Genomic DNA, 19650 nt, shown 5'->3' with positions numbered 1-19650 from the left:
AAATGAATAAAAATCTTACCTTATTTCTTAGTCTTTCGGCGATGCTTTTACCGACTTTGGGTTTTGCACAAACCGATGGCGATTACAGCAATCTGCTTCAGTTTTTAAAAGGCGACGGTGCTTTTGAAAAATGGTTTATGGAAGTTTTCACCAAATTAGACACGAGCGTTCAAGACAGTGCAGCCGGCTCCGCTTTGGTGGGAAGAGCAATTGGCGGTTTGGGAGCGTTGATGTATCTCGGATATATGGGTTGGCAAATGATTGCCGGCGACCGGGAATGGGAAATTACTCCGATGCTCAAACCAATTCTGATTGGATTCACCCTCGTTTATTGGTCGGGATTTACCAATCTCATTCAAGCACCTTTTGAAGCGATTGCCGAGCCGGGAATTTCCATTTTTTCCGATATAGAATCCGAAGTCAATGATCTGCGGGTTCAAAGATTTAAAAAGCAACAGCAATTATTAGATGCTGTCATCAAGCTGAAAGCCGATGAAGATGCCAAACAAGACGTAATCAACAATACCGGAAAAGATGCCGATGATTCTTGGTTTGATATCAGTGAAGGATTAGACAAACTCATTCAGCCGATTAAAGAATGGCAAATCAGAATGGAATTTCAGTTGCAAAAACTCGTTGCCGAAATTATCGAATTTGTCTGCCTTTCCATTCTCAGAATTTGTGTGTATCTGATTTTCTTCATTCAAAAAATTTGGGCATATATTCTGATTATTTTGGGACCAATTGCAGTCGGAATGGCACTCATTCCAGGGTTTGAAAACTCCTTATACAGCTGGGTTTCCAAATTCATCAATATCAATCTTTACACGTTTGTCGCTTACACCATTATCAATATCGGTCAGCAACTTATCGCATCGGGCTATACAATGGAAATCGAGCGATACGACACGCTTTTGACGAACGGAACGATTACCAATTTAGATGCTCTGATGGTTTATGTGAGCAATTCAGGAATGATTTACAACCAGCTTTTTACCTGTGTTGCCTACATCGTAACAGGCATCGGAGTTCTGATGACACCGACCATTGCCGACACCATCGTTACCGCAGGGGGAGCTGGAGCAATGACCAAAATGAAAAGTGCTGCTGCTAAAATGGCGGGAAGTGCAAAAACCGCAGTCTTAACCGCTAAAACAGGCGGAGCTTCTGTAGTTGTAGCTGCCACAAAATCCGCAGCTGCAGGTTCAGCTTCTGGCAGAGTAAGTAGTGCAATGAAAAACGGAAAATAAATCAACCATCATTTATCAATTATAAAAATTATGCTTATCAAAAACATAGAGCAAAAAATTAAAATCAATAAAGCAGTTTCACTCGGATCGATTGGTTTTGCTGTAATCATCGTCGTTGCAGGATTTTTCTTTGCTTATAAAATGATCCGGGATTCCAGAAAATCCATTTACATTTTGGACAATGGCGTTCCGGTTTTAGCCAAACAAACCGATGAACTTTTGAACCGACCTGTCGAATATAAAGCCCAAATTGAATTGTTTCACCGATTGTTTTTCACCCTCGCTCCCGATGATGCTTACATCAAGGAAAATATCCAAAAATCCTTGTATCTCATTGACGACAGCGGAAAAAAAGAATACACCAACCTCAAAGAAAAAGGATTTTACAACCAGATTGTCGCTTCCAGCTCGATGGTCAGTATTCATTCGGATTCGATAAAATTGGATATGGAACAAAAGAAATTTCAGTTTTTCGGAAAACAAATGATTACCAGAAAATCGTCGGTCATTACCCGAAAACTCATCACCGAAGGTTTCTTTGACGATATCATCCGAAGTCCGAACAATCCGCACGGTGTCCTACTTAAAAGTTGGCGAATCCTTGACAATGAAGAAATCTCCAATCAAACCAAAAATTCTTACTAAATGAGCAATCTTTTAAATAAACTCATCGAACAAAAATGGATGAGATGGGCAGTAAACAACCCTAAAAAATTCTACATCTATGCGATGGTATTTCTATCATTATCCTTTATTGGCTCACTGATACAAGGGGTTTTCTTTCCTTCGGATACGACTTTTAAAATAAAACCACCTGCTCTTTATACCAAAAGTTCAACAACAGAAATTGGTTTTAAAAACAATGAAAAAGAAATGGAAAAAATTGTGAACGAACTCAAAATTTTAAAAACCAAAAGAGACCAAAAAGCATTACTGAAAACGGACAGTTTGAGGATAGAATACCTGTATAACCAATACCAACAACTAAAAAATGTCGGAGGCAATTTACCTAAAAATCAAAAATAAATGAAAAAACTTAATTTCAAACAAAAAAAATATGTGCTGCCGCTTTTGGCTTTGCCTTTTTTGCTTCTTTTCGTCTATGTCGGAGCACAGTTTGCAAAAGAGGAAAAACCGAAAGAAAAACCAAAAGAACTTTCGCTTTCCTTAGGCGAAACGAAGGATTCCATTATGACGAAAAATGATGCTTATGATGCACTTTTTCAAAAAGATGACAACCGGACAATGCTTGGCGGATTGGATAAAGAGCAGGATTCTTTGATGAGTTATGAAGACCAATTATCATTGGTTCAAAAAAGAAAAATCGATTCTTTGAAAGATGTAAGAAGTCGTCAAAACGGTTATCAGGCAAAAGGAAATCCGTCGTCATATTACAATCCGAAAAGGCAAAACGACGACAAAGATTATAAGCGTTCAGAAGATATTATCCGAATGTTAAACGATAAATCTTATGGAAAACCTGAAAATAATTACGCTGATACACCGAGAGAAAAGGCACAAAACGGGCAACAAGACCCTGTAAAACTTCTGAAACAGCAAATGCTGGTAATGGATTCTTTGGAAAAAGCAAAAGACCCTGAATATCAAAGCAAACTCGCTGCTGAACAACGATTGAAAGCCAACAAAGAAAAAATGGAAGCATTTCTCAATTCTACTTTCAATGTCAGCAAATCGGGGATTAATAGTGGTTTCAATGCTTTTTACAAAGAGAAAGAAAACAATTTTATCAAAGCCGTGATTGACGAAAATAACAAAGGTTTTCTGGGAAGCAGAATCCGCTTTCGATTGCTCGAAGATATTTTCGTGGGCAACAAAAAAATTGAAAAAGGTTCAATTCTTTACGGACAAATCTCAGGTTTTTCGATGCAAAGAGTGGATTTGACGATTGTTTCGGTATTTACAAAAGGTGAAATTTTTCCTGTCAATCTTTCCATTTACGATTTAGACGGAATGAAAGGTTTGTACGTTCCGCAAAGTATTTTCCGGGAAATGATGCGTGAAATGGGACAAAATTCCATTCAGGGAACGCAGATGGATATGCGTGGAGAAGGATTTTTTACCAGTTTGGGAACTAAATTATTCACTTCCACATCAAAATCCATCGCCAATCTCATAAAAACCAACAAAGCCAAACTGAAATACAATTCCTACGTCTTTTTAATCGACGAAAAACAATTGAAAGAATCCAAAAACAAATAAAAAATTTCAAAAAAATGAAGACAATATTATATTCAATTTTACTTGTAACTGCACAATTTTTTAATGCTCAAACTGCCACCAAAGAACAAATCGTTTCCGATTTACCCGAACTCGATATTACTGAAGGAATTAATCTGCATATAATTTCTCCCGAACCGATTCAGTATGTGGATTTGTCCAGCCAGAAACTAACCGGAGATTTGCCGACAACCAACATCGCAAGAATTAAAATCACCGATATCGAAACCGACCAAAGCGGGAAACCGAAAAATCCTGTTCGTTATTCCGTTGGCGAAAATATCGGAATTATTACCGTTGTCGGGCAATCGTTCATCGCTCAATACAAAGCTGTTTACAGAAATTCTGAAAACTTGAATACGATTACCAACATTCATATTCAAGCCGAAAATATGCAACCCATTGAGTTCAATAAAATAATTTTTTCAAATCTTGAACTCAGAAAATTTGCGATGGATATTATACGAAAAAAGACGGATAAAAACCCGATTAGAGAGGAAAAAGATTTTAAACTGGGTGTTCAACTGAACAATGTTTACGTTTTGAGCGACTATATTTTTTTGGATATGACTTTTAAAAATAATTCCAATTTGAGTTATGATATTGAAGATTTAAAATTTTCCATTGAAGACAAAAAAATCTACAAAGCCACTAACAATCAAAGCATCGAACTAACGCCAGTTTTCCAATTGAATCCAAATAAACAATTTAGAAAGAATTTCAGAAATATTTATGTCTTCAAAAAATTTACTTACCCAAATTCCAAAGTAATGATGATTCGATTAATCGAAGAACAACTCTCTGGAAGAACCATCGAAATGAAAGTGAATTACTCGGAAATTTTAAAAGCGGATACTTTTTAAGCCGAAGTTCGGCAAATTAATTATTAACCTAAAAACAGTTTTCCCCTTTGGGGGAAAGGGGGCTTATGCAAGAACAACAACACCAAATAAAAATTTACGGTTTTCTGCAAAAGGCGGTTTATGCCGTTGTGGCATTGGATTGTGCTTCGCTGTTTTATCTCAATGCCGATGTTCCGGTGCTTTCCAATTTGCTGAAAAATTTCACAAAGATGAAATTCATTTACCCACCAATCAACGCCAAATTTGCAACAGTAATTTTAATTGGGTTGGTTGCCATTGGAACAAGAGCGAAGAAAAAAAGAGAACTCAATATCGCTACGGAAATCGTGCTTCCAATGGTTTTTGGATTGCTGATGATTTTTTCTTCTTTGATTTGGCAAAGCGAAGCCGGAAACTCACAACTTCCCAAAATATTTCCGGGAATGAATTTGTATCAGCTGATTTATGCAGTTCTTTCCTTTCTGGGAGCAGTTATTTTGCAGATGGGAGCCGATTCCATTTCAAAACTGATGCAACAAAAAATGGGAAAAGACCGATGGAATATCGAAGAAGAAAGTTTTGACCAAAATAAAGAACTCATCAATACTGATACGAGCATTAATATTCCGTATTTGTTCCGTTACAATGGCAAAAACAACAAGGGTTGGATAAATATTAATCCGTTTCGTGGAACAATGGTCATCGGAACTCCGGGTTCAGGTAAATCTTTTGGTGTGATTAATCCAGCCATTCGTCAAATGATTGCAAAAGGTTTCTGTTTGTGCATTTATGATTTTAAATTTCCCGATTTGGCACAGATTGCGTACTACCATTATTTGCTCAAAAAAAGCAAAGATTCCGATTACAATTACAGTTTTCACGTCATTAATTTGAATGAAGTTGAAAAATCAAAAAGGGTCAATCCGTTTCATAAAAAATATGTGCAAACTTTGGCTGAAGCACAGGAAATGGCGGAAGCAATGGTTTCGTCTTTGCAAAAAGGAGGAGCAAGTGCAGGAGGCGGTTCCGACCAGTTTTTTACGCAATCAGCGATTAACTTTCTTTCGTCCTGTATTTATTTTTTTGCTACTCACGAAAACGGAAAATATTCGGATTTACCTCATATTTTGTCGTTTATGAACCGAAGTTATAAAGAAATTTTCGACACCCTTTTCGACCACGAAGAACTGTTTTCTTTGCTTTCTCCGTTCAAATCGGCTTATGACAACAAAGCATTTGATCAATTGGAAGGACAGATTGGAACTTTGAAAATTTTCCTTTCCCGATTGGCAACCAAAGAAAGTTTTTGGGTGTTTTCGGGCGATGAAGTGGAACTGAAAATGACCGACAGAGAAAATCCTTCGATTATCATTCTTGCTTCCGACCCGGGAACGCAGGACATCAATTCCGCTTTGTATTCTGCTGTTCTGAATCGAACTTTGAGATTGGTCAATTCCAAAAAAAATCTTCCCGGAGGAATTATTGCCGATGAGTTTCCCACGATTTATATTCATAAAATCGACAATGTTGTAGCAACTGCGAGAAGTAACAAAGTAGCAGTTTTATTGGGATTGCAGGAACTTCCACAGCTTCGTCAGTTTTACAAAAAAGAAGTTGCCGATACCATTTCAGCCATTGTCGGAAATATACTTTCGGGTTCTGCAAGAGATAAAAACACACTCGATTGGCTCGAAAAAATGTTCGGAAAAATCAAGCAAAAAAGTTACTCCCAATCCATTTCTCAACAGGGAACAACGACGAGTATCAACGAAAAAATGGATTTTATGATTCCTGCCGGAAAAATTGCGGCTCTCAAAACCGGAGAAATGGTCGGAATGATTGCTCAAGGTGAAGAAAATGACACCGATGAATACAAGACTTCCGCAGTAAATGGAAAAATCAATTTGGATATGAAAGCCATCAAAACAGAAGAAGAAAATTATGTGAAAATGCCGTCTTATTATTCATTTGTGGACAAAGCCGGAAACAACCGAAAAGACGATGTTTTAATGACCAATTTCCGAAAAATAAACAAAGAAGTGGAATTAATTGTAAACGAACTTGTAAAAGTATAAACCAATGAAAAAGTATTATCAAAAAATACTGATTTTAGGGACTTTCCTTTTTGCATTTTTTGTTTTTGGACAGTTTAATACGCTCAAACCAATTGTTTCAAAAAACGAATCGAAAATTTCTTTAAGCACTGTAAACGAAGAAAAAATTAAAATTAATAAAAACGAAAATTCAAAAGAGAATTCTAAAAAAGAGAAAAAATTTTTGAAGAAAATTTTTGGAATTACGCCTAAAAACGAAATCAAAAAAGATATGGATTCTCTAAAAAATTTGTTGAAAGAATACACCGATTTCAACAATGAAAAATGGAATTTACAAAACTCAAAAGATTCTTTGCTTTTAAATACTCAAGCAAAATTATTACAAAATAGAACTAATCAGAGTTCTTTACCAAAATATGAATTTATATCTGAACCAAGTGAATTTTTTTCAAAAATTGTAATGCCGTTAAAAGGTGATTTATTCGTCACTTCTCCTTACGGATGCAGAACACATCCTATTTTCGGAACGAAAAAAATGCACAACGGAATTGATTTACGAGCACATTACGAAAATGTTTTTTCTATAATGGACGGAATTGTTACAGCTTCCGGTTGGGATACGAAAGGCGGTGGAAATTACATTAAAATCAATCATTTCGGGCGGTTTGAAACGGCTTATCTCCACCTTTCCGAAATTTATTACAAAGTCGGAGAACGTGTAAAAGCAGGATTCATCATCGCAAAATCCGGAAATACCGGAAATTCCACCGGTCCGCATTTGCATTTTTCCGTGAGAGAGTTTGGTCAGCTCATCAATCCGACCCATTTTTTAAACGATTTAATCAAAGCAAACAATTTAATAGCAACACATTATGCAAAATGAACAATTACCAACCGAAGATTTGAAAAAATTCGGAATCATTAATGAAGATTTATCATTTTCAAAAAAACTCAATGAAAATGATATTCAAAAATTTCTGAATGGCTACACGATTGTCGCAGACAACGACAAAAACAGGGCGACTTTTCAGCTGACGGAAAACAACACCAAACTGAAAGTTATCTTTTTGGAAAGGGACAAAAATCTATCCGAAGTTTTGGAAAACAGTAAAAAAGAAATTCAATACAGCGTTTTAGAATTTGCGGAATTTGACGGATTAGATGAATGGGGTGTCCGTGAAGTAAAACCCGGCTTTTTCTTTGAACAGAAAGCATTCATCTACGACAAAGAAACCGGAAAAACCGTAGAATTTGACTTCATAAAAAATGCAACCGAATTAACCGCAATCATTGCCAATAAAAAAGATGCAGTTGAGATAAACCGCTATAAAAGCGAATTACTAAAACTGAAAAACTTCTTAAATGACAAGATAGACCAGTATCCTGAAATCGCCAAAGAAATTTTCAAAGATTTGAATATTGTTTCGAAAGAAATTGACACGGTAAACAGCATTTCTCTCGATGAAAAACAACTATCAAAAGGCGAAAATTCCGAAATAGGACTGAATGTAAACGACAAAGATTTGTACGAAGATGCAAACCGAATGCGTGATGAACAGGAAGAACAGGAAGAGGAAATCGAAAAACCGAGAGGTTTTAGAAGATAGCAAACGATTAAAAAGTGAAAAGTAAAAAATTAACAATTAAAATCCAAAAATGATGGAAACAAAAAATGAATTCAACCAGACAGACTACCTGAAAAACCAAATGAAATACCTTGGTTTCGGCGAAAGTGAGCAACTTCACAAAGATTTAGAAAAAGGCATCAATTCCAAAAAACAGGAATTTGAAATCAAAACCACTTCCGACAAAACTCTGCCGGGAAACAAAGCGGAATTTACTTTGAAATTCAACAAAAGTGAAAACGGCGGCGTTTTTTTCAATTCTTACGATGCAAAATTAACCAAAGAAAACGGCGAAGAAATTTCCCAAAACTTCCGTGTTAATCGGGAAAATTCGTTTACTGCGAAGGAAGCCATTAATCTGATGGAAGGTCGAAGCGTAAAAATCGAATTTCACAACCCGAAAAGCGACCAGCAGGAAACCGCTTTTGTGCAGTTTAATTTTGATGAACCTAAAACCGAAAAAGGAAATTATATGTTCCAAAATTTCTATCAAAATTACGGAGTAGACACCGAAAAAATCATGGAAAAATCCAACCTTATTTTCGACAAACCCGAATACAAAGACAATGCGATTAAAAGTTTGGAAAAAGGAAATATCGTGAAAGTAAAATTTGATTTGGACGACAAAATTATGGAGGGAAAAGCCGTTCTGAATCCGCAATACAGAAACCTCAATTTGTACGACAACGATATGAACCGAATCAATACCAATAAGCCTTTGCAGGGAATTGAAGATGAAGAAAAACACGAAAAAGCCAACGTGAAAGAGCAAAGCATCAAACGATAAAATTTTACTGACCCATAATCCGAAAGCGGTAAGTCAGCCAATGATTTGCCGCTTTTTAAAAACTAACAAAATGAAGAAAATTTTTCTATTTCCATATCTTTTTTTGCTTTTCGCAAGCATTTCCTGCCACAAAGAAATTCCATCTGAAAAAGGCGGAATCGACATCATTTCCAACATTTATTTTGGTGCATCGAAAGGTTTGAACCAGCTTCAAAGTTTTCATCTCTCAAAACTCAATTATTCCGGAGATTCCATTGTGGAATTGGTTCCCGATTTTACGTTTCCGGAAATCAACAAACAGACGTATTTCATCAAAGATTCGCTGTATTTTCCACTCGAAACGGAAAATAATACACCTCTTTTTTCGGAAATTTCCAAAAAGCAAAAACCAAATTTAATTTGGAACAAAAAAGGCGGAGCTATTTTTTCAAAAGAAGAAATCCCGAATTACCGAAACCGGAGAAACCTTTCTGACACGGTTTTGTTCAAGAAAAAATACAAGCGTTTTGAAATCAAATCGCCGTGGAATTACACGAGATTTTATGTTTATCCGACTGATACGATTTTGCCGTATTCACTCTACAAACACGTTGAAAAAGACTATCACGGAAGATTGGAACGCATTGATTCCTACAACAAAGAAACCGATATTTTCGTAACGCTCCAACTCATTCCGAGGAAAAACTGGGACGATTCGGCAAAAGAAATTTTTGATTTCAACCATTTTGTAAAAAACAGAAAAAGTGAGTAACCAAGCCGTTTTAAACCCTGTTTCTGATGATATTTCCGTTTTGGAAGGAAGTAAAAACGAACTCATTGTTTTTGGAAACAGAAACGATGTCCAATCTTTTTTGGAACTTCTGAAACTGAACAATCAAACCAACTCCCGGACTTTGATTGCCTTAAATTCAATTGAAAATACCAAGATATTTCTGAACAGATTTCGGAATTTTGACGGTAAAATTTTTCTTTGTCTGAACGGACATCGAAGCGGAAATTTCGTAACCGAAAAAATTCTTTCGGAGTTCAAAAATAAAAACATCAAAGACATTCGTTTGCTGTATGGAATTTCCGAAAACGGCAACCAAAATTTGAGAGAATATTTGCAAAATAAAATCAATTTTCAAGAGAAAAACCCTAACTTAGTTGAACCAAAAAAATCAGAAAATGCAGACAGAACTGAACCCAACCGAATTTCCGAAACTCAGCACCTTGAATGGGAAACACCTGAACGAAACATTGGAGAACCTCGCCAAAACAGCCAATCCGAGCAAAACGGAAATCACCGAAGCGGACAAACTTTGGGCAGCAACGATGCTGGAAATGGACTTGCAGACACAATCGAACAGCATTTGGTCGGAAACAGAGGAAGATTATTTTCCGATGTAGAAAATCTTATTGAACAATACAAAGGTCAGAAACTGACCAATAAGCAAGTTGCAGAAGTGGTTTCCGCAGCTTGTTTTGTTTCCGGCGACAACAAAATTTTACTCAAAGAAAATTTCAAAATTTCCGATGATTTAAAGGAAATCTGCAACCAATATAAAAGTGGCGGAACTGCAAAAGAAGGTCGTGGAATCCTCGATGAATACTACACCGATTCAAAAATTGTAGAGGCGGTCCGCCATCTCATCAAAGATGAATTTAAAGGGAAAAATGAAATTTCAGTTTTAGAACCGAGTGTTGGAACAGGAAATTTTTTAGAAGCAATCAAAAATTTAGGAACAAAAACCAACATCACCGCTTTTGAAATCAACGAAACCACAGCGAAAATTGCAAAAATTCTTTATCCCGAAACCAACATTAATTTCCGTTCTTTTGAAACCAAATTTATTGATGAAAAAGGACTGAAAACCAATCCCGAAAATTATCAAAACCAATACGATTTAATCATCGGAAATCCGCCTTATGGCGACCATCGTGGACTTTACAAAGGTTTGGGCGAAGAACCGAAAATCTCGAAATACGAAGATTATTTCGTAAAACGTAGTTTAGATGTATTAAACGAGGGCGGAACTTTGGCAATGGTGCTTCCGTCGGGTTGGCTGAACCGCCAAAATAATCTGAAAAATGCCGAAATTACAAATGCTTTCAGACTTCCTGTCGGTGCTTTTTCGGGAACGCAAATCGGAACGGATATTATTATCCTGAAGAAAAATTCACAGAAAATCTCGGAGGATATTTCCAATTATTTTGAAAATAATCCCGATAAAATTTTAGGCGAAACCAAAGAAAAAACCAATCGTTTCGGGTGTTTGGAAGAATATGTTCACGGAAATTTGGAAAATGCTTTGCTTAAAATTGAACAGTTTAAAAATCAAACTGAAACTGAAAAAGTTGAAAAAATCGAAAAAGTTGAAAAAATTGAAGAAACCGAGAAAACTGAAAAAATTGGAAATCTTTTTGAGGATTTATTTTTAGAAAATACGGAATCAAAAACCGAAAATAATTTTCAAAAAACACAAAATAATTTAGATGAAAATTTAACCGGAAATGAATCGGAAGATTTCATTAATGAAGAAAAAAAGGAGTTGGATTTTACTGAAATTCAAGAAAAAATCGAACAGGTTTTATCAAATCTTGATACTGTGAAATTCAAATCTCCGGCGGTTTTGAAAGAGATTGAAAAATACACCCAACTTCAATCTCAAATATTGGATGAACCCAAAAATTTTTCCCAAAATCAAATCGACGAAATCCGACAAAAAGCGGATAAAATTATTCAATCTCAAAACGAAAAATCCACAGAATACAGGGTTCAAACAAAACCGAACATTCAGAAAAAAATTCTCAAATATCATTTTATAAAACCCGATGAAATCGTTAATACTTCACTTCAAAACTGTTCGGAAATTTCCGAAAAACAGATTAAAGCATTTCGGGATACGGAATATGACGGAACGCTCAATAATTACGGTAAACACTATGAATTTGCGAATTATATAGACGGAAAATGGGTTCACGATTTTTATTATACGGAAGGAAATATTTACAAAAAATTAGAGCAGTTAGAAATTGATTTTATTGATAAAAATGCAGTTGGCGGAACTGAAAATCAGTATGAGAAACAGAAGGAGTTACTAGAAAATGTTTTACCAAAACCGAAAACTTTAGATGAAATCATCATCAGTCCCAATCACGAATTTGTACATCAATTTGAAATTGGAATGATTGAAAAATCCCAATGGAATCCGGTAAAACGTGAAATGGAAACTTATTTGGTTCAAGGAACTTTGGCTGAAAAATTCAAAGATTTTGTCGGTACTTTATCGAGTGATGCTTTTGCAGGTTCTTCAGCTTGGGAAGTCCGAAGTTTTGTTGATAACGAATCGGTTACTGGAAGCGATAAAGAGCGAAATGCTTTGATCCGAGAGCGAAGAAAAGCAGCTGCAAATGACTTGTTTTACAAATTTTTGAGGGAAGAACTTTCCGAAGATTTAAGAGAAAAATTCGTGAAAGATTTTAACCGAAATTACAACAATATTCACGTTCCGGATTATTCAAAATTTCCGTTGTTCTCAAAAATTCATCTCAATTTCAAGGGAAATCCGTTGAATTTAACTGAAGTCCAAAAAGCCGGAATCGGGCGACAAACCACAAAAGGAGTTGGACTTTTGGCACACGAAGTCGGTTTCGGGAAAACCTTGTCCGGAATTTTATCAATGCACGAAGCAATGGAGCGTGGAAATGCAAAAAGACCGTTGATTGCAGTTCCGAACGAAAGTATTCTCAAACAATGGGTAGAAACAATTTTTGAAACCATTCCGAATGCGAAAGTCAATGTTTTAGGAAATTTGGGGAAAGATTACGACCTCTCAAAATTCGATAACAAAGATGGTGAAATTACTTTGGTAACATATGAAGGTTTTAATAACATTGGGTTTTCCGAAAATATTACCAAAAGTTTGGCTTCCAAATTCTCCTATATTTCTGAAAATGAATTAAGGAGCGTAAACACTATCAGCGAAAGGGATTTTCAAAAAGAATTGGAAAAAGAAAAGGAAATAGAGGGCAAAATGAAACGTGGAAAAATCTACGATTGGGAAGATTTCGGCTTCGACCATTTGACGTTTGATGAAGTTCACAACGTTAATCATATCGTTGGAAAAGTGCGGATTGAAGACAGAAGACACACATCGGATTTTAGAAGTCAAAACCAACAAACTTCGAAATTGGGCATTAATACTTGGATGGCGGCACAATATATTCAAGACCAAAACAATGGCAGAAATGTAACGCTACTTTCCGCAACGCCTTTTACCAATAAGCCTTTGGAGTATTATTCGATTTTGTCGCTAATTGCCAATAATCGTTTGGAAGAATCGGGATATTTCAATGTGAATACATTTTTTGAAACCTTTATGGAAGCCGACAATGATATGGAAATCGATGCCAAAGGCGATGTAAAATTCAAAGCCAACGTGCGGAGATTTAAGAATAATTCGCTGTTTCAGCAACTTTTATCGGAGTTTATCGACATTAAAGGCGAAGAAGATAATCCTGAGTTGGTAAGACCAAATAAGATTAACAAAGAATACAAAATTGAGCAAAACGACCTTACAAAAGAACAATACGATTTATTAAATGAAAGTTTCAGCGAAACTGAAAAAGGTGCTATTCTTACCCATATTTTGAACGGACGGAAAATTGCAATTTCTCCATATTTATCACCTTATTATAAAGGCGAAAACCCGACTGCAAAAGAGTTTGTGGAAAATTCGCCGAAGTTGAAACAGACAATGGATTTAATTGCCCAAAACAAAAAGGATATTCCCAATTCCGGACAAATTATTTACTCCGAATTGGCGGTTGCAGAATTTCCGAAACTGAAAGAATATTTGATAGAAGAAGTCGGCTACAAACCCGAAGAAATCGGGATTATTACCGGAGCAACAAGCAAACCGAACCGCCTGAAAATTCAAGATGAATTTAATGACGGAAAAATAAAAATTGTGATTGGAAGTGAGGCGATTCAGGAGGGAATGAATTTGCAGGAAAATACGACTGATATTTATATGCTTTCGTTGCCGTATAATTTTACTTCGCTTCGACAAGTGGAAGGTCGAGCTTGGAGACAGGGCAATAAAAACGATAATGTGAGAATTAATTTTATGCTTACCAATGACAGTATTGATGTTTTTATGCTCCAGAAACTGCAATCCAAACAAGCAAGATATTTGGAAGCGATGAAAAAAGGTGCTGATGTTTTGGATATTTCGGATATTTCTACGCAGGAACTGAAAACCGCCATCATTACCGACCCCGAAACTCGTGCAAACATCGAAATCGAGCTGATGAAAAAACGCATTGAAAGCGAGAAAAATAAATTTTTGGCAGATTCTGCTTTTGTGTTGAGAAAGTATGAAGATTTTATCAAAGTTCAGGAGGAAGTAACCAAAGCACAACACAATTACAACAGAATTGAGGGCTATTCAAAAGAGGAAACCGAAAACGGAGAATATTGGAAAAATCAGTTGCCTTTTTATCAAAAATCCATTGATGCAGCAAAGGTTTTGGTTCAGGAAAAGATTGCAGAACTTTCCGAAAAAGGCGTAAATATTACCGAAATTGAACATCAGACGAAAGCAACCAATGATAGAATTGCCGAACTGGATTCAAAATTAGAAGAATTGCCGGAAGTGAGAGCCGGATTGGTTTCACAATACAAAGAGGAAAAGGAAAAGCAACTTACGGACAATCTAAAAACGGATTATGTGAAAGAGCGGGAAGCCGAGAATGTTTCTATTTTTAAAGCAACAAATATTAAATTGTCCGAACCGACTTATGAAGCGAAAAGCAGTCAAAATCAGAGTGAAAATGAGGAAAGGGAAGAAAGTACTTCTTTTCAGAGAAGGAGATGATTTGAATGAGTGGTTTTGTGAAAATTTTTCGGGATTGGAATAATCCTTTTTGTCTAAATTTTATAGTGGTTAAAACTCATTAATCATCATAGAATCCAAATTTTTTCACAATTTTACCTTTAATGGTAGGAACTTCTCTAATTACCTGCCGAAAAAATTCCAATTGTTCCGGCAATAGTTGATAAACAACAGCTTCGGGACGGTTTTTCACAATTTCATCATACTCTTTTTTATCTCTGATTACCATTTTAGTACAGTCCAGATAAGAAGTATAATGCAGGAAAGGATAATCTACCGGATTCAGTTCAATATTATATTTAACTAAAACGGCATTGCGGTTTACATTGAAATTGATTTCGGAATTTACAAAAAAAGAAGCCAAAGATATTTCGTCTTCTGTAACTCCCAACACAAAAAAGTATTTCTTTTTTGGAGGATCTGTGTCTTCAACAAATAGGTAAAGGACATCGCCAACATTTACCATCAGTAAAATTTTGCGTTAGCCAACTCATTATGCTCTTTAATGTAATTGAGCATATTTCTATCTGCACCACCTGCTTTAGCAATTTTGAGAACGTCCATCGTATAATCCGCATTATCCCAAGCTAAATCGTGGGACTCGTTGGTAAGGAAACTAAATGAACGATTCAGATATTTTTTGAGAGAATTGTCTAAACATTCAATTTCCGATTGAGAAAATTCATCTTCATCATATTCAGCCAAAGCATTAATTTCTTTTTCGGAAAATTTTTCAAAATAATTATTTACCACTTCTTCAGGAATAATTTCACTCGATCCTAAAACCGCCTTAATAATATCATAAATTGTGGACGGCACCGGTCCATACTTCATCGCAATATAACTATCATCTGTAATTGATGTACCGTATTTTGCCAAATGTTCCCTGTCGGCAAAGTATAATATTTTTGAAATCTTATGAGTATCAAGTGGTTTACCTGCTTTATTAAGAATATATAAAACAGGTTGTATAAAAGATTGTATATTAAAATCTAAATTCATTCTAAAACTCGTAACTCTTGTAAGTCGTTGGAAATATGATACAAATGTAATGAAAATCTGCTATATAGCACAATGTGAAGTAAATTTTGATAAAATAATTATCTATGAAATTAATTATAAAACTTCAAAAAACCATTGAAGCAACTTATTTCCTTAAATGAATTTCCTTTCATTTTTCCATTGATAATGAACGCCCTCTGAATCACTTCCAACTGTGGTTTTGGTTTTTACGTTTGCAAATGTAGGACAGCATTTTTCGCACAAAAAAATCTTTTTGGGTTTCTAAAAAATTCTCTCCACTTCGCTCCAACAATTTTTCCAGACACTCCTAAACTCTTCGAGCAAAAAGATTTCAAGCCCGATTCGGGATTTCTGTTTTTTCTAAACGGAACCGAACTGGGTTTTGTGTGAAAAATACTGTCCTATGGTCATCGGCAAAGAAAAAGCCGGAACCTCAGTTGTACGAATCAATTCAAAATGCAGACGTTCTTTGACATCAACGAAAAAAAAATCAAAAGAAAAAACAACAAAAAATTATGCTTTTACAATTTGGTAAAAGTAAAAAAAAAGCCGAGTGTCCTCGATACCAAATCAATTCACTCGCAAATTTCAATTATTAATACAATCAATCATTATTATAAAAATCATTAACAAAATAAATCAAAACATTATGAACACAATCGTAGGCAGAATTACCAAAAATGCAGAAATCAAAACATTGGCAAACAACCGACAAGTCGTGAATTTTTCAGTAGCCGTGAATGATTATTACAAAAATAAACAAGGCGAAAAAATCGAACAAACCACCTATTTCAACTGTGCGTATTGGATTAGTTCCAAAATAGCAGAATACCTTACCATAGGGACTTTGGTGGAATTATCGGGGAAAATTTCTTCGAGTGCGTGGATTGGAAAAGACGGAGAAATAAAATCGGGATTGAACTTAAACACTTCACGGATAAAATTTCACGGAAAGGGAAAATCCGACCAAACAACGAAAATCACAAACAATCCAACAACGGCAAAACCGCAGAAAAATCAAGCGTTTGCGGACGATTTGGAGGATGATTTACCATTTTAAAATTCAAAATTATGGAAACACAATTCAATTTTCAAATCAAAAACCGAAAAGACAAGCGAGATTGGGAACTCATCGAAGTTTCTTATCAAATCTATTGCGAAAGAAACACGGCAATCCGCTATGCAAAGCGACTTTCAAAAATTTTCCACTCGGAAATCCGAATGACACAAGGAGCAGAACCGCTGAAAACAAGCGGAACTTACATCTACGAACAAGCAGAACCTTTAAAAATCAAAAATTATGGCAAATTGGTGCAGTAACACGGTCGTTTTCGGGGGAAATCCCGAAACGATTGAGCAGATAAAATGGTTGTTTCAAACAATGGCTGAAAAACAGAAAAAAGAGAGTTGCGGACAACTTCCGGATTTTGTGAACCGAAACAACGGCGGATATTTTTTCTATATCCATTTGAATGACGAAGATACCGACACTTTCGAGTATCAAACGAAATGGTCGCCAAATATTGAAATCGTCCAAGAAATTGCGGAACACTACAAAGTAGATTTTGTGCAGGATTATGAGGAATTGGGGTGTTGCATTTTCGGCAAAGCAATCTTTGAAAACAGCGAACTGACCGACATTTATTTGGAAGATGAAGATTTTGACCAATACCAATACGATGAAGAAAAAGACCAATGGATTTTCGAGGGCAATATTTACGGAAGTGATTACGAAATATTAGAAATTCTTTTGGAACGAAAAATCGAAAATCACTTTAACACTATTAAAAATCAACAAAATGAAATTATCAGATAAACCAACAGAATATTTGCTCATAAAAGCAATGAACAACAGCGATTGGGACGAATGCGATTTTGCAATCATCCACATTACAGACGAATGGAAACAAACCCAAAGAAAGCGTTTGGAAACCGCAAAAACAGTAGAAAATGACTACGATTTGAAGTGGCTGAATTATGCCGATACCAATGTAGAATTTTTCAAATTTTTGGGAGAAGATTATCCCGAAATTGAGGAATTACTTTCAGAAAAAAGCCAAATTTTCATTGAATTGGAAACAGGCGATTTAAAGAAATTGTTGCAACCCGAAAACAGTTTGAACTGCTACCAAATGCAGGTTTCAAAAACGGAAATGCCATTTACAACGCATTCGGAAAACACACAGGTGAGGAATTTTACACCGAAGAATTTTCATTAAACCAACTTGTAAAATATTCAGAACCAACAACTTTAAACCTTGAACTTTAAATCTTAAACCCAAAAAATTATGCAAACCAATTTTTTCAGACAAATCGCAAAAATGAACCTTTCGGGTGATTTGCAAATTACGTTAAGACCGTCATCAGAAAACGGTTTTGTCCTTTCCGTATTGCTCAAAAACGAGCAATGCGGTGATGATGCCAAAAAACTTATTCCGCCTTTAAATCTTCGTGGAACAGCCGAAGAATTGGACAACGGATTTTTTGAAAACATTTCCACACCGCTACAAACCACTTCGGGATTGATGGTGGATATGGAAAATTTTATGAAACAACTTGAAGAAGTCAAAAAGAAATCGGCAATGGAAAAAGAGAAATCCGAGAGAGAAAAAAAGGAAAAAGAAACCAAAGCGAAAAAGTACAAAGACGCTTTTGAAAAAGCCGAAACGCTCGAAAAAGAGGGCAAATACAAAGAGGCGTGGTCGGCACTTCCGAAAGTTTCCGAATATCCCGATGTTACCGAAGAAATCCGTAAAAAACAGGACATGACCGTTCGAGATATTGGCTGGATTTCGGGAACAACCAGTTTACAGGGCAGGTTTTACTTTCCACAATCGGAACCGTTCAGCAACCCGATTCTGAAAAATACGAAACGATGGAAAACCTACCATTTGTTACCATGGAATTTGGCGAACTTTTAAAACAATCTGAAACGGAAGACGAAACACCGAGTTGCAGTTTGGCGGAAGCATTGGAAAAGCAGGATTTGTATATCAATTCGGTTTTGGCACAAATAGGGAGTTCGCTTTTATGGAATCTATTCCGCAACGGACTAACTGAAAACAGAATTTTTTTTTCTCAATCTGAAAAATTTCAGAACTCAACCCATAACACTATAAAAAAGCCGTCCGAAGAAAATTCGGGAGGCAAAAATGCAATTCCTCCCTGTGGTCGGAATCGCATTTTTGCGGAAAGTGGATGCAATCCCATTTCTATAACATTTTTGGTATTTTAAATGTTTACTAAAAGAGGTTACGGACTATTTTTTTGAACTTTAAATCAGAATTGTAGAACTTAATTCCAAGAAACTTTCAAATCCTTAAATTCTAAATTCGACCGCTTTATTTCAAATGAATTTTTTCCGGATTGTGCGGTCGCTTTGAACCTGAATAGTTTGATAAATAAGGGTTCGCCTTGTATATCTTTAAATGAAAAATTGAGTTTCATCGGAACTCCCATTGCCAGCTCCGGATATGGTCGGCTGGATTTATATAAATCAATTTTATATTCGTTTCCTTCAATATCCACGATAAAAATATCTTCAATCGTCATTTTTTTGTTCTCATCTTTTGTTTCAATGAGAAAACTAATGGTAATATTTTTTTCAGCTTTATTTCCTTCGACTTTTGTGATTTTAAAAGAAGAATTTTCTTGCTCTGTGTCAATTATTGGTTTGTTGATTTCAAGCCCTTTTTTCAGATATTCATTTTCCGAAGTCAAAGTTTTATTCGCTGATTGCAGAACCTCATTTTCTTTTTTGAGAGCATCGCAGTTGGTTTGACCATATATTGATGAAACCATTGATATTGCAGATAAAAGTAAGATTTTTCTCATTTTGTTTTTTGTATTGATTCAATGTTCAAATATACAATAAAACGGTGCTTTTGTTCTATATTTTTTTCGGTTTTTCTCGTGAAATAACCCACTGTTTCTGTCCTTTTTATTGTCTGAC

General features: G+C 35.6%; 18 protein-coding genes and 2 pseudogenes. 17 read left to right on the top strand and 3 right to left on the bottom strand.

Translation table 11 applies throughout. From position 1 onward, the window contains the following. Positions 1 to 2: 2 nt before the first annotated feature. The 11 genes from H9Q20_RS11450 to H9Q20_RS11400 all read left to right on the top strand — a co-directional run bounded on the left by H9Q20_RS11450 (position 3) and on the right by H9Q20_RS11400 (position 14657). A complete protein-coding gene (locus H9Q20_RS11450; protein WP_187477791.1) occupies positions 3 to 1250 on the top strand; it encodes a hypothetical protein in 1248 nt (415 codons plus the stop codon). 30 nt (positions 1251 to 1280) lie between these two features. Next, the gene (traK, locus tag H9Q20_RS11445; protein WP_187477790.1) at positions 1281 to 1895 is read left to right on the top strand and encodes a conjugative transposon protein TraK; all 615 of its coding nucleotides are present in this window, start codon (positions 1281 to 1283) and stop codon (positions 1893 to 1895) included. Beyond that, positions 1896 to 2276 carry a hypothetical protein gene (locus H9Q20_RS11440; protein WP_187477789.1) on the top strand — a complete coding sequence of 127 codons (381 nt, stop codon included), beginning with the start codon at positions 1896 to 1898 and terminating at the stop codon, positions 2274 to 2276. Further along, entirely contained in the window at positions 2277 to 3470 is a 1194-nt protein-coding gene (gene traM, locus H9Q20_RS11435) for a conjugative transposon protein TraM (RefSeq protein ID WP_187477788.1), read from the top strand. It begins immediately after the preceding gene. Between the two features lie 14 nt (positions 3471 to 3484). Beyond that, positions 3485 to 4351, top strand: a complete 867-nt coding sequence (gene traN / locus H9Q20_RS11430) for a conjugative transposon protein TraN (protein WP_187477787.1) — start codon at positions 3485 to 3487, stop codon at positions 4349 to 4351. A gap of 65 nt (positions 4352 to 4416) precedes the next feature. Then, positions 4417 to 6405: a type IV secretion system DNA-binding domain-containing protein gene (locus H9Q20_RS11425; RefSeq protein WP_187477786.1), complete on the top strand. Its 1989-nt coding sequence runs from the start codon at positions 4417 to 4419 to the stop codon at positions 6403 to 6405. 4 nt (positions 6406 to 6409) lie between these two features. Then, a complete protein-coding gene (locus tag H9Q20_RS13320; protein ID WP_187477785.1) occupies positions 6410 to 7267 on the top strand; it encodes a M23 family metallopeptidase in 858 nt (285 codons plus the stop codon). Continuing rightward, the gene (locus H9Q20_RS11415) at positions 7257 to 7991 is read left to right on the top strand and encodes a hypothetical protein (protein ID WP_187477784.1); all 735 of its coding nucleotides are present in this window, start codon (positions 7257 to 7259) and stop codon (positions 7989 to 7991) included. Before H9Q20_RS13320 ends, H9Q20_RS11415 begins: the two co-directional genes overlap by 11 nt. A 49-nt stretch (positions 7992 to 8040) precedes the next feature. Next, the gene (locus H9Q20_RS11410; RefSeq protein WP_262385528.1) at positions 8041 to 8796 is read left to right on the top strand and encodes a hypothetical protein; all 756 of its coding nucleotides are present in this window, start codon (positions 8041 to 8043) and stop codon (positions 8794 to 8796) included. Between the two features lie 70 nt (positions 8797 to 8866). Further along, the gene (locus tag H9Q20_RS11405; protein WP_187477783.1) at positions 8867 to 9547 is read left to right on the top strand and encodes a hypothetical protein; all 681 of its coding nucleotides are present in this window, start codon (positions 8867 to 8869) and stop codon (positions 9545 to 9547) included. Further along, positions 9540 to 14657 carry a helicase-related protein gene (locus H9Q20_RS11400; RefSeq protein WP_187477782.1) on the top strand — a complete coding sequence of 1706 codons (5118 nt, stop codon included), beginning with the start codon at positions 9540 to 9542 and terminating at the stop codon, positions 14655 to 14657. Before H9Q20_RS11405 ends, H9Q20_RS11400 begins: the two co-directional genes overlap by 8 nt. 79 nt (positions 14658 to 14736) lie before the next feature. Here H9Q20_RS11400 and H9Q20_RS11395 read toward each other — a convergent pair whose 3' ends face one another. Together H9Q20_RS11395 and H9Q20_RS11390 are read right to left on the bottom strand one after the other, a co-directional pair. Beyond that, entirely contained in the window at positions 14737 to 15141 is a 405-nt protein-coding gene (locus tag H9Q20_RS11395; protein WP_187477781.1) for a hypothetical protein, read from the bottom strand. Beyond that, complete coding sequence (locus tag H9Q20_RS11390) at positions 15141 to 15677, bottom strand: Panacea domain-containing protein (RefSeq protein ID WP_187477780.1); 537 nt, start codon at positions 15675 to 15677, stop codon at positions 15141 to 15143. Before H9Q20_RS11390 ends, H9Q20_RS11395 begins: the two co-directional genes overlap by 1 nt. Positions 15678 to 16347: 670 nt before the next feature. Between H9Q20_RS11390 and H9Q20_RS11385 the strand changes: the two genes are divergently transcribed. The 6 genes and pseudogenes from H9Q20_RS11385 to H9Q20_RS11360 form a co-directional block, all read left to right on the top strand. After that, a complete protein-coding gene (locus H9Q20_RS11385; RefSeq protein ID WP_187477779.1) occupies positions 16348 to 16758 on the top strand; it encodes a single-stranded DNA-binding protein in 411 nt (136 codons plus the stop codon). A gap of 11 nt (positions 16759 to 16769) precedes the next feature. Beyond that, positions 16770 to 17018, top strand: coding sequence for an addiction module toxin RelE (locus tag H9Q20_RS11380; RefSeq protein WP_187477778.1), 249 nt, complete (start codon positions 16770 to 16772; stop codon positions 17016 to 17018). Next, complete coding sequence (locus H9Q20_RS11375; protein ID WP_187477777.1) at positions 16999 to 17514, top strand: hypothetical protein; 516 nt, start codon at positions 16999 to 17001, stop codon at positions 17512 to 17514. The genes H9Q20_RS11380 and H9Q20_RS11375 overlap by 20 nt, the downstream gene beginning before the upstream one ends. Further along, positions 17498 to 17917, top strand: coding sequence for a hypothetical protein (locus H9Q20_RS11370; RefSeq protein WP_262385527.1), 420 nt, complete (start codon positions 17498 to 17500; stop codon positions 17915 to 17917). The genes H9Q20_RS11375 and H9Q20_RS11370 overlap by 17 nt, the downstream gene beginning before the upstream one ends. A gap of 69 nt (positions 17918 to 17986) precedes the next feature. Further along, a pseudogene (locus H9Q20_RS13275) lies at positions 17987 to 18406 on the top strand (PRTRC system protein E); the annotation flags it as partial. A 59-nt stretch (positions 18407 to 18465) separates the two neighbouring features. Then, positions 18466 to 18817, top strand: a pseudogene (locus tag H9Q20_RS11360) (hypothetical protein); the annotation flags it as partial. A gap of 175 nt (positions 18818 to 18992) precedes the next feature. Here H9Q20_RS11360 and H9Q20_RS11355 read toward each other — a convergent pair. Then, a complete protein-coding gene (locus tag H9Q20_RS11355) occupies positions 18993 to 19532 on the bottom strand; it encodes a transposase (RefSeq protein ID WP_187477774.1) in 540 nt (179 codons plus the stop codon). Positions 19533 to 19650 lie beyond the last annotated feature (118 nt).

It is taken from the genome of Amniculibacterium sp. G2-70 (assembly GCF_014353055.1).
GTDB lineage: Bacteria > Bacteroidota > Bacteroidia > Flavobacteriales > Weeksellaceae > Amniculibacterium > Amniculibacterium aquaticum.
The sequence above is the reverse complement of the archived record's forward strand: the minus strand, read 5'-3'. Positions and strand labels throughout refer to the sequence as shown.

Bases quoted from the DNA above. Each gene is read 5' to 3' on its own strand.
- H9Q20_RS11375 (WP_187477777.1), top strand. From the start codon at position 16,999: ATGGCAAATTGGTGCAGTAACACGGTCGTTTTCGGGGGAAATCCCGAA.
- H9Q20_RS11370 (WP_262385527.1), top strand. From the start codon at position 17,498: ATGAAATTATCAGATAAACCAACAGAATATTTGCTCATAAAAGCAATG.
- H9Q20_RS11355 (WP_187477774.1), bottom strand. From the start codon at position 19,532: ATGAGAAAAATCTTACTTTTATCTGCAATATCAATGGTTTCATCAATA.
- H9Q20_RS11450 (WP_187477791.1), top strand. From the start codon at position 3: ATGAATAAAAATCTTACCTTATTTCTTAGTCTTTCGGCGATGCTTTTA.
- traK (WP_187477790.1), top strand. From the start codon at position 1,281: ATGCTTATCAAAAACATAGAGCAAAAAATTAAAATCAATAAAGCAGTT.
- H9Q20_RS11395 (WP_187477781.1), bottom strand. From the start codon at position 15,141: ATGGTAAATGTTGGCGATGTCCTTTACCTATTTGTTGAAGACACAGAT.
- H9Q20_RS11385 (WP_187477779.1), top strand. From the start codon at position 16,348: ATGAACACAATCGTAGGCAGAATTACCAAAAATGCAGAAATCAAAACA.
- H9Q20_RS11415 (WP_187477784.1), top strand. From the start codon at position 7,257: ATGCAAAATGAACAATTACCAACCGAAGATTTGAAAAAATTCGGAATC.
- H9Q20_RS11380 (WP_187477778.1), top strand. From the start codon at position 16,770: ATGGAAACACAATTCAATTTTCAAATCAAAAACCGAAAAGACAAGCGA.
- H9Q20_RS11425 (WP_187477786.1), top strand. From the start codon at position 4,417: ATGCAAGAACAACAACACCAAATAAAAATTTACGGTTTTCTGCAAAAG.
- H9Q20_RS11440 (WP_187477789.1), top strand. From the start codon at position 1,896: ATGAGCAATCTTTTAAATAAACTCATCGAACAAAAATGGATGAGATGG.
- H9Q20_RS11410 (WP_262385528.1), top strand. From the start codon at position 8,041: ATGATGGAAACAAAAAATGAATTCAACCAGACAGACTACCTGAAAAAC.
- traM (WP_187477788.1), top strand. From the start codon at position 2,277: ATGAAAAAACTTAATTTCAAACAAAAAAAATATGTGCTGCCGCTTTTG.
- H9Q20_RS11390 (WP_187477780.1), bottom strand. From the start codon at position 15,677: ATGAATTTAGATTTTAATATACAATCTTTTATACAACCTGTTTTATAT.
- traN (WP_187477787.1), top strand. From the start codon at position 3,485: ATGAAGACAATATTATATTCAATTTTACTTGTAACTGCACAATTTTTT.
- H9Q20_RS11405 (WP_187477783.1), top strand. From the start codon at position 8,867: ATGAAGAAAATTTTTCTATTTCCATATCTTTTTTTGCTTTTCGCAAGC.
- H9Q20_RS13320 (WP_187477785.1), top strand. From the start codon at position 6,410: ATGAAAAAGTATTATCAAAAAATACTGATTTTAGGGACTTTCCTTTTT.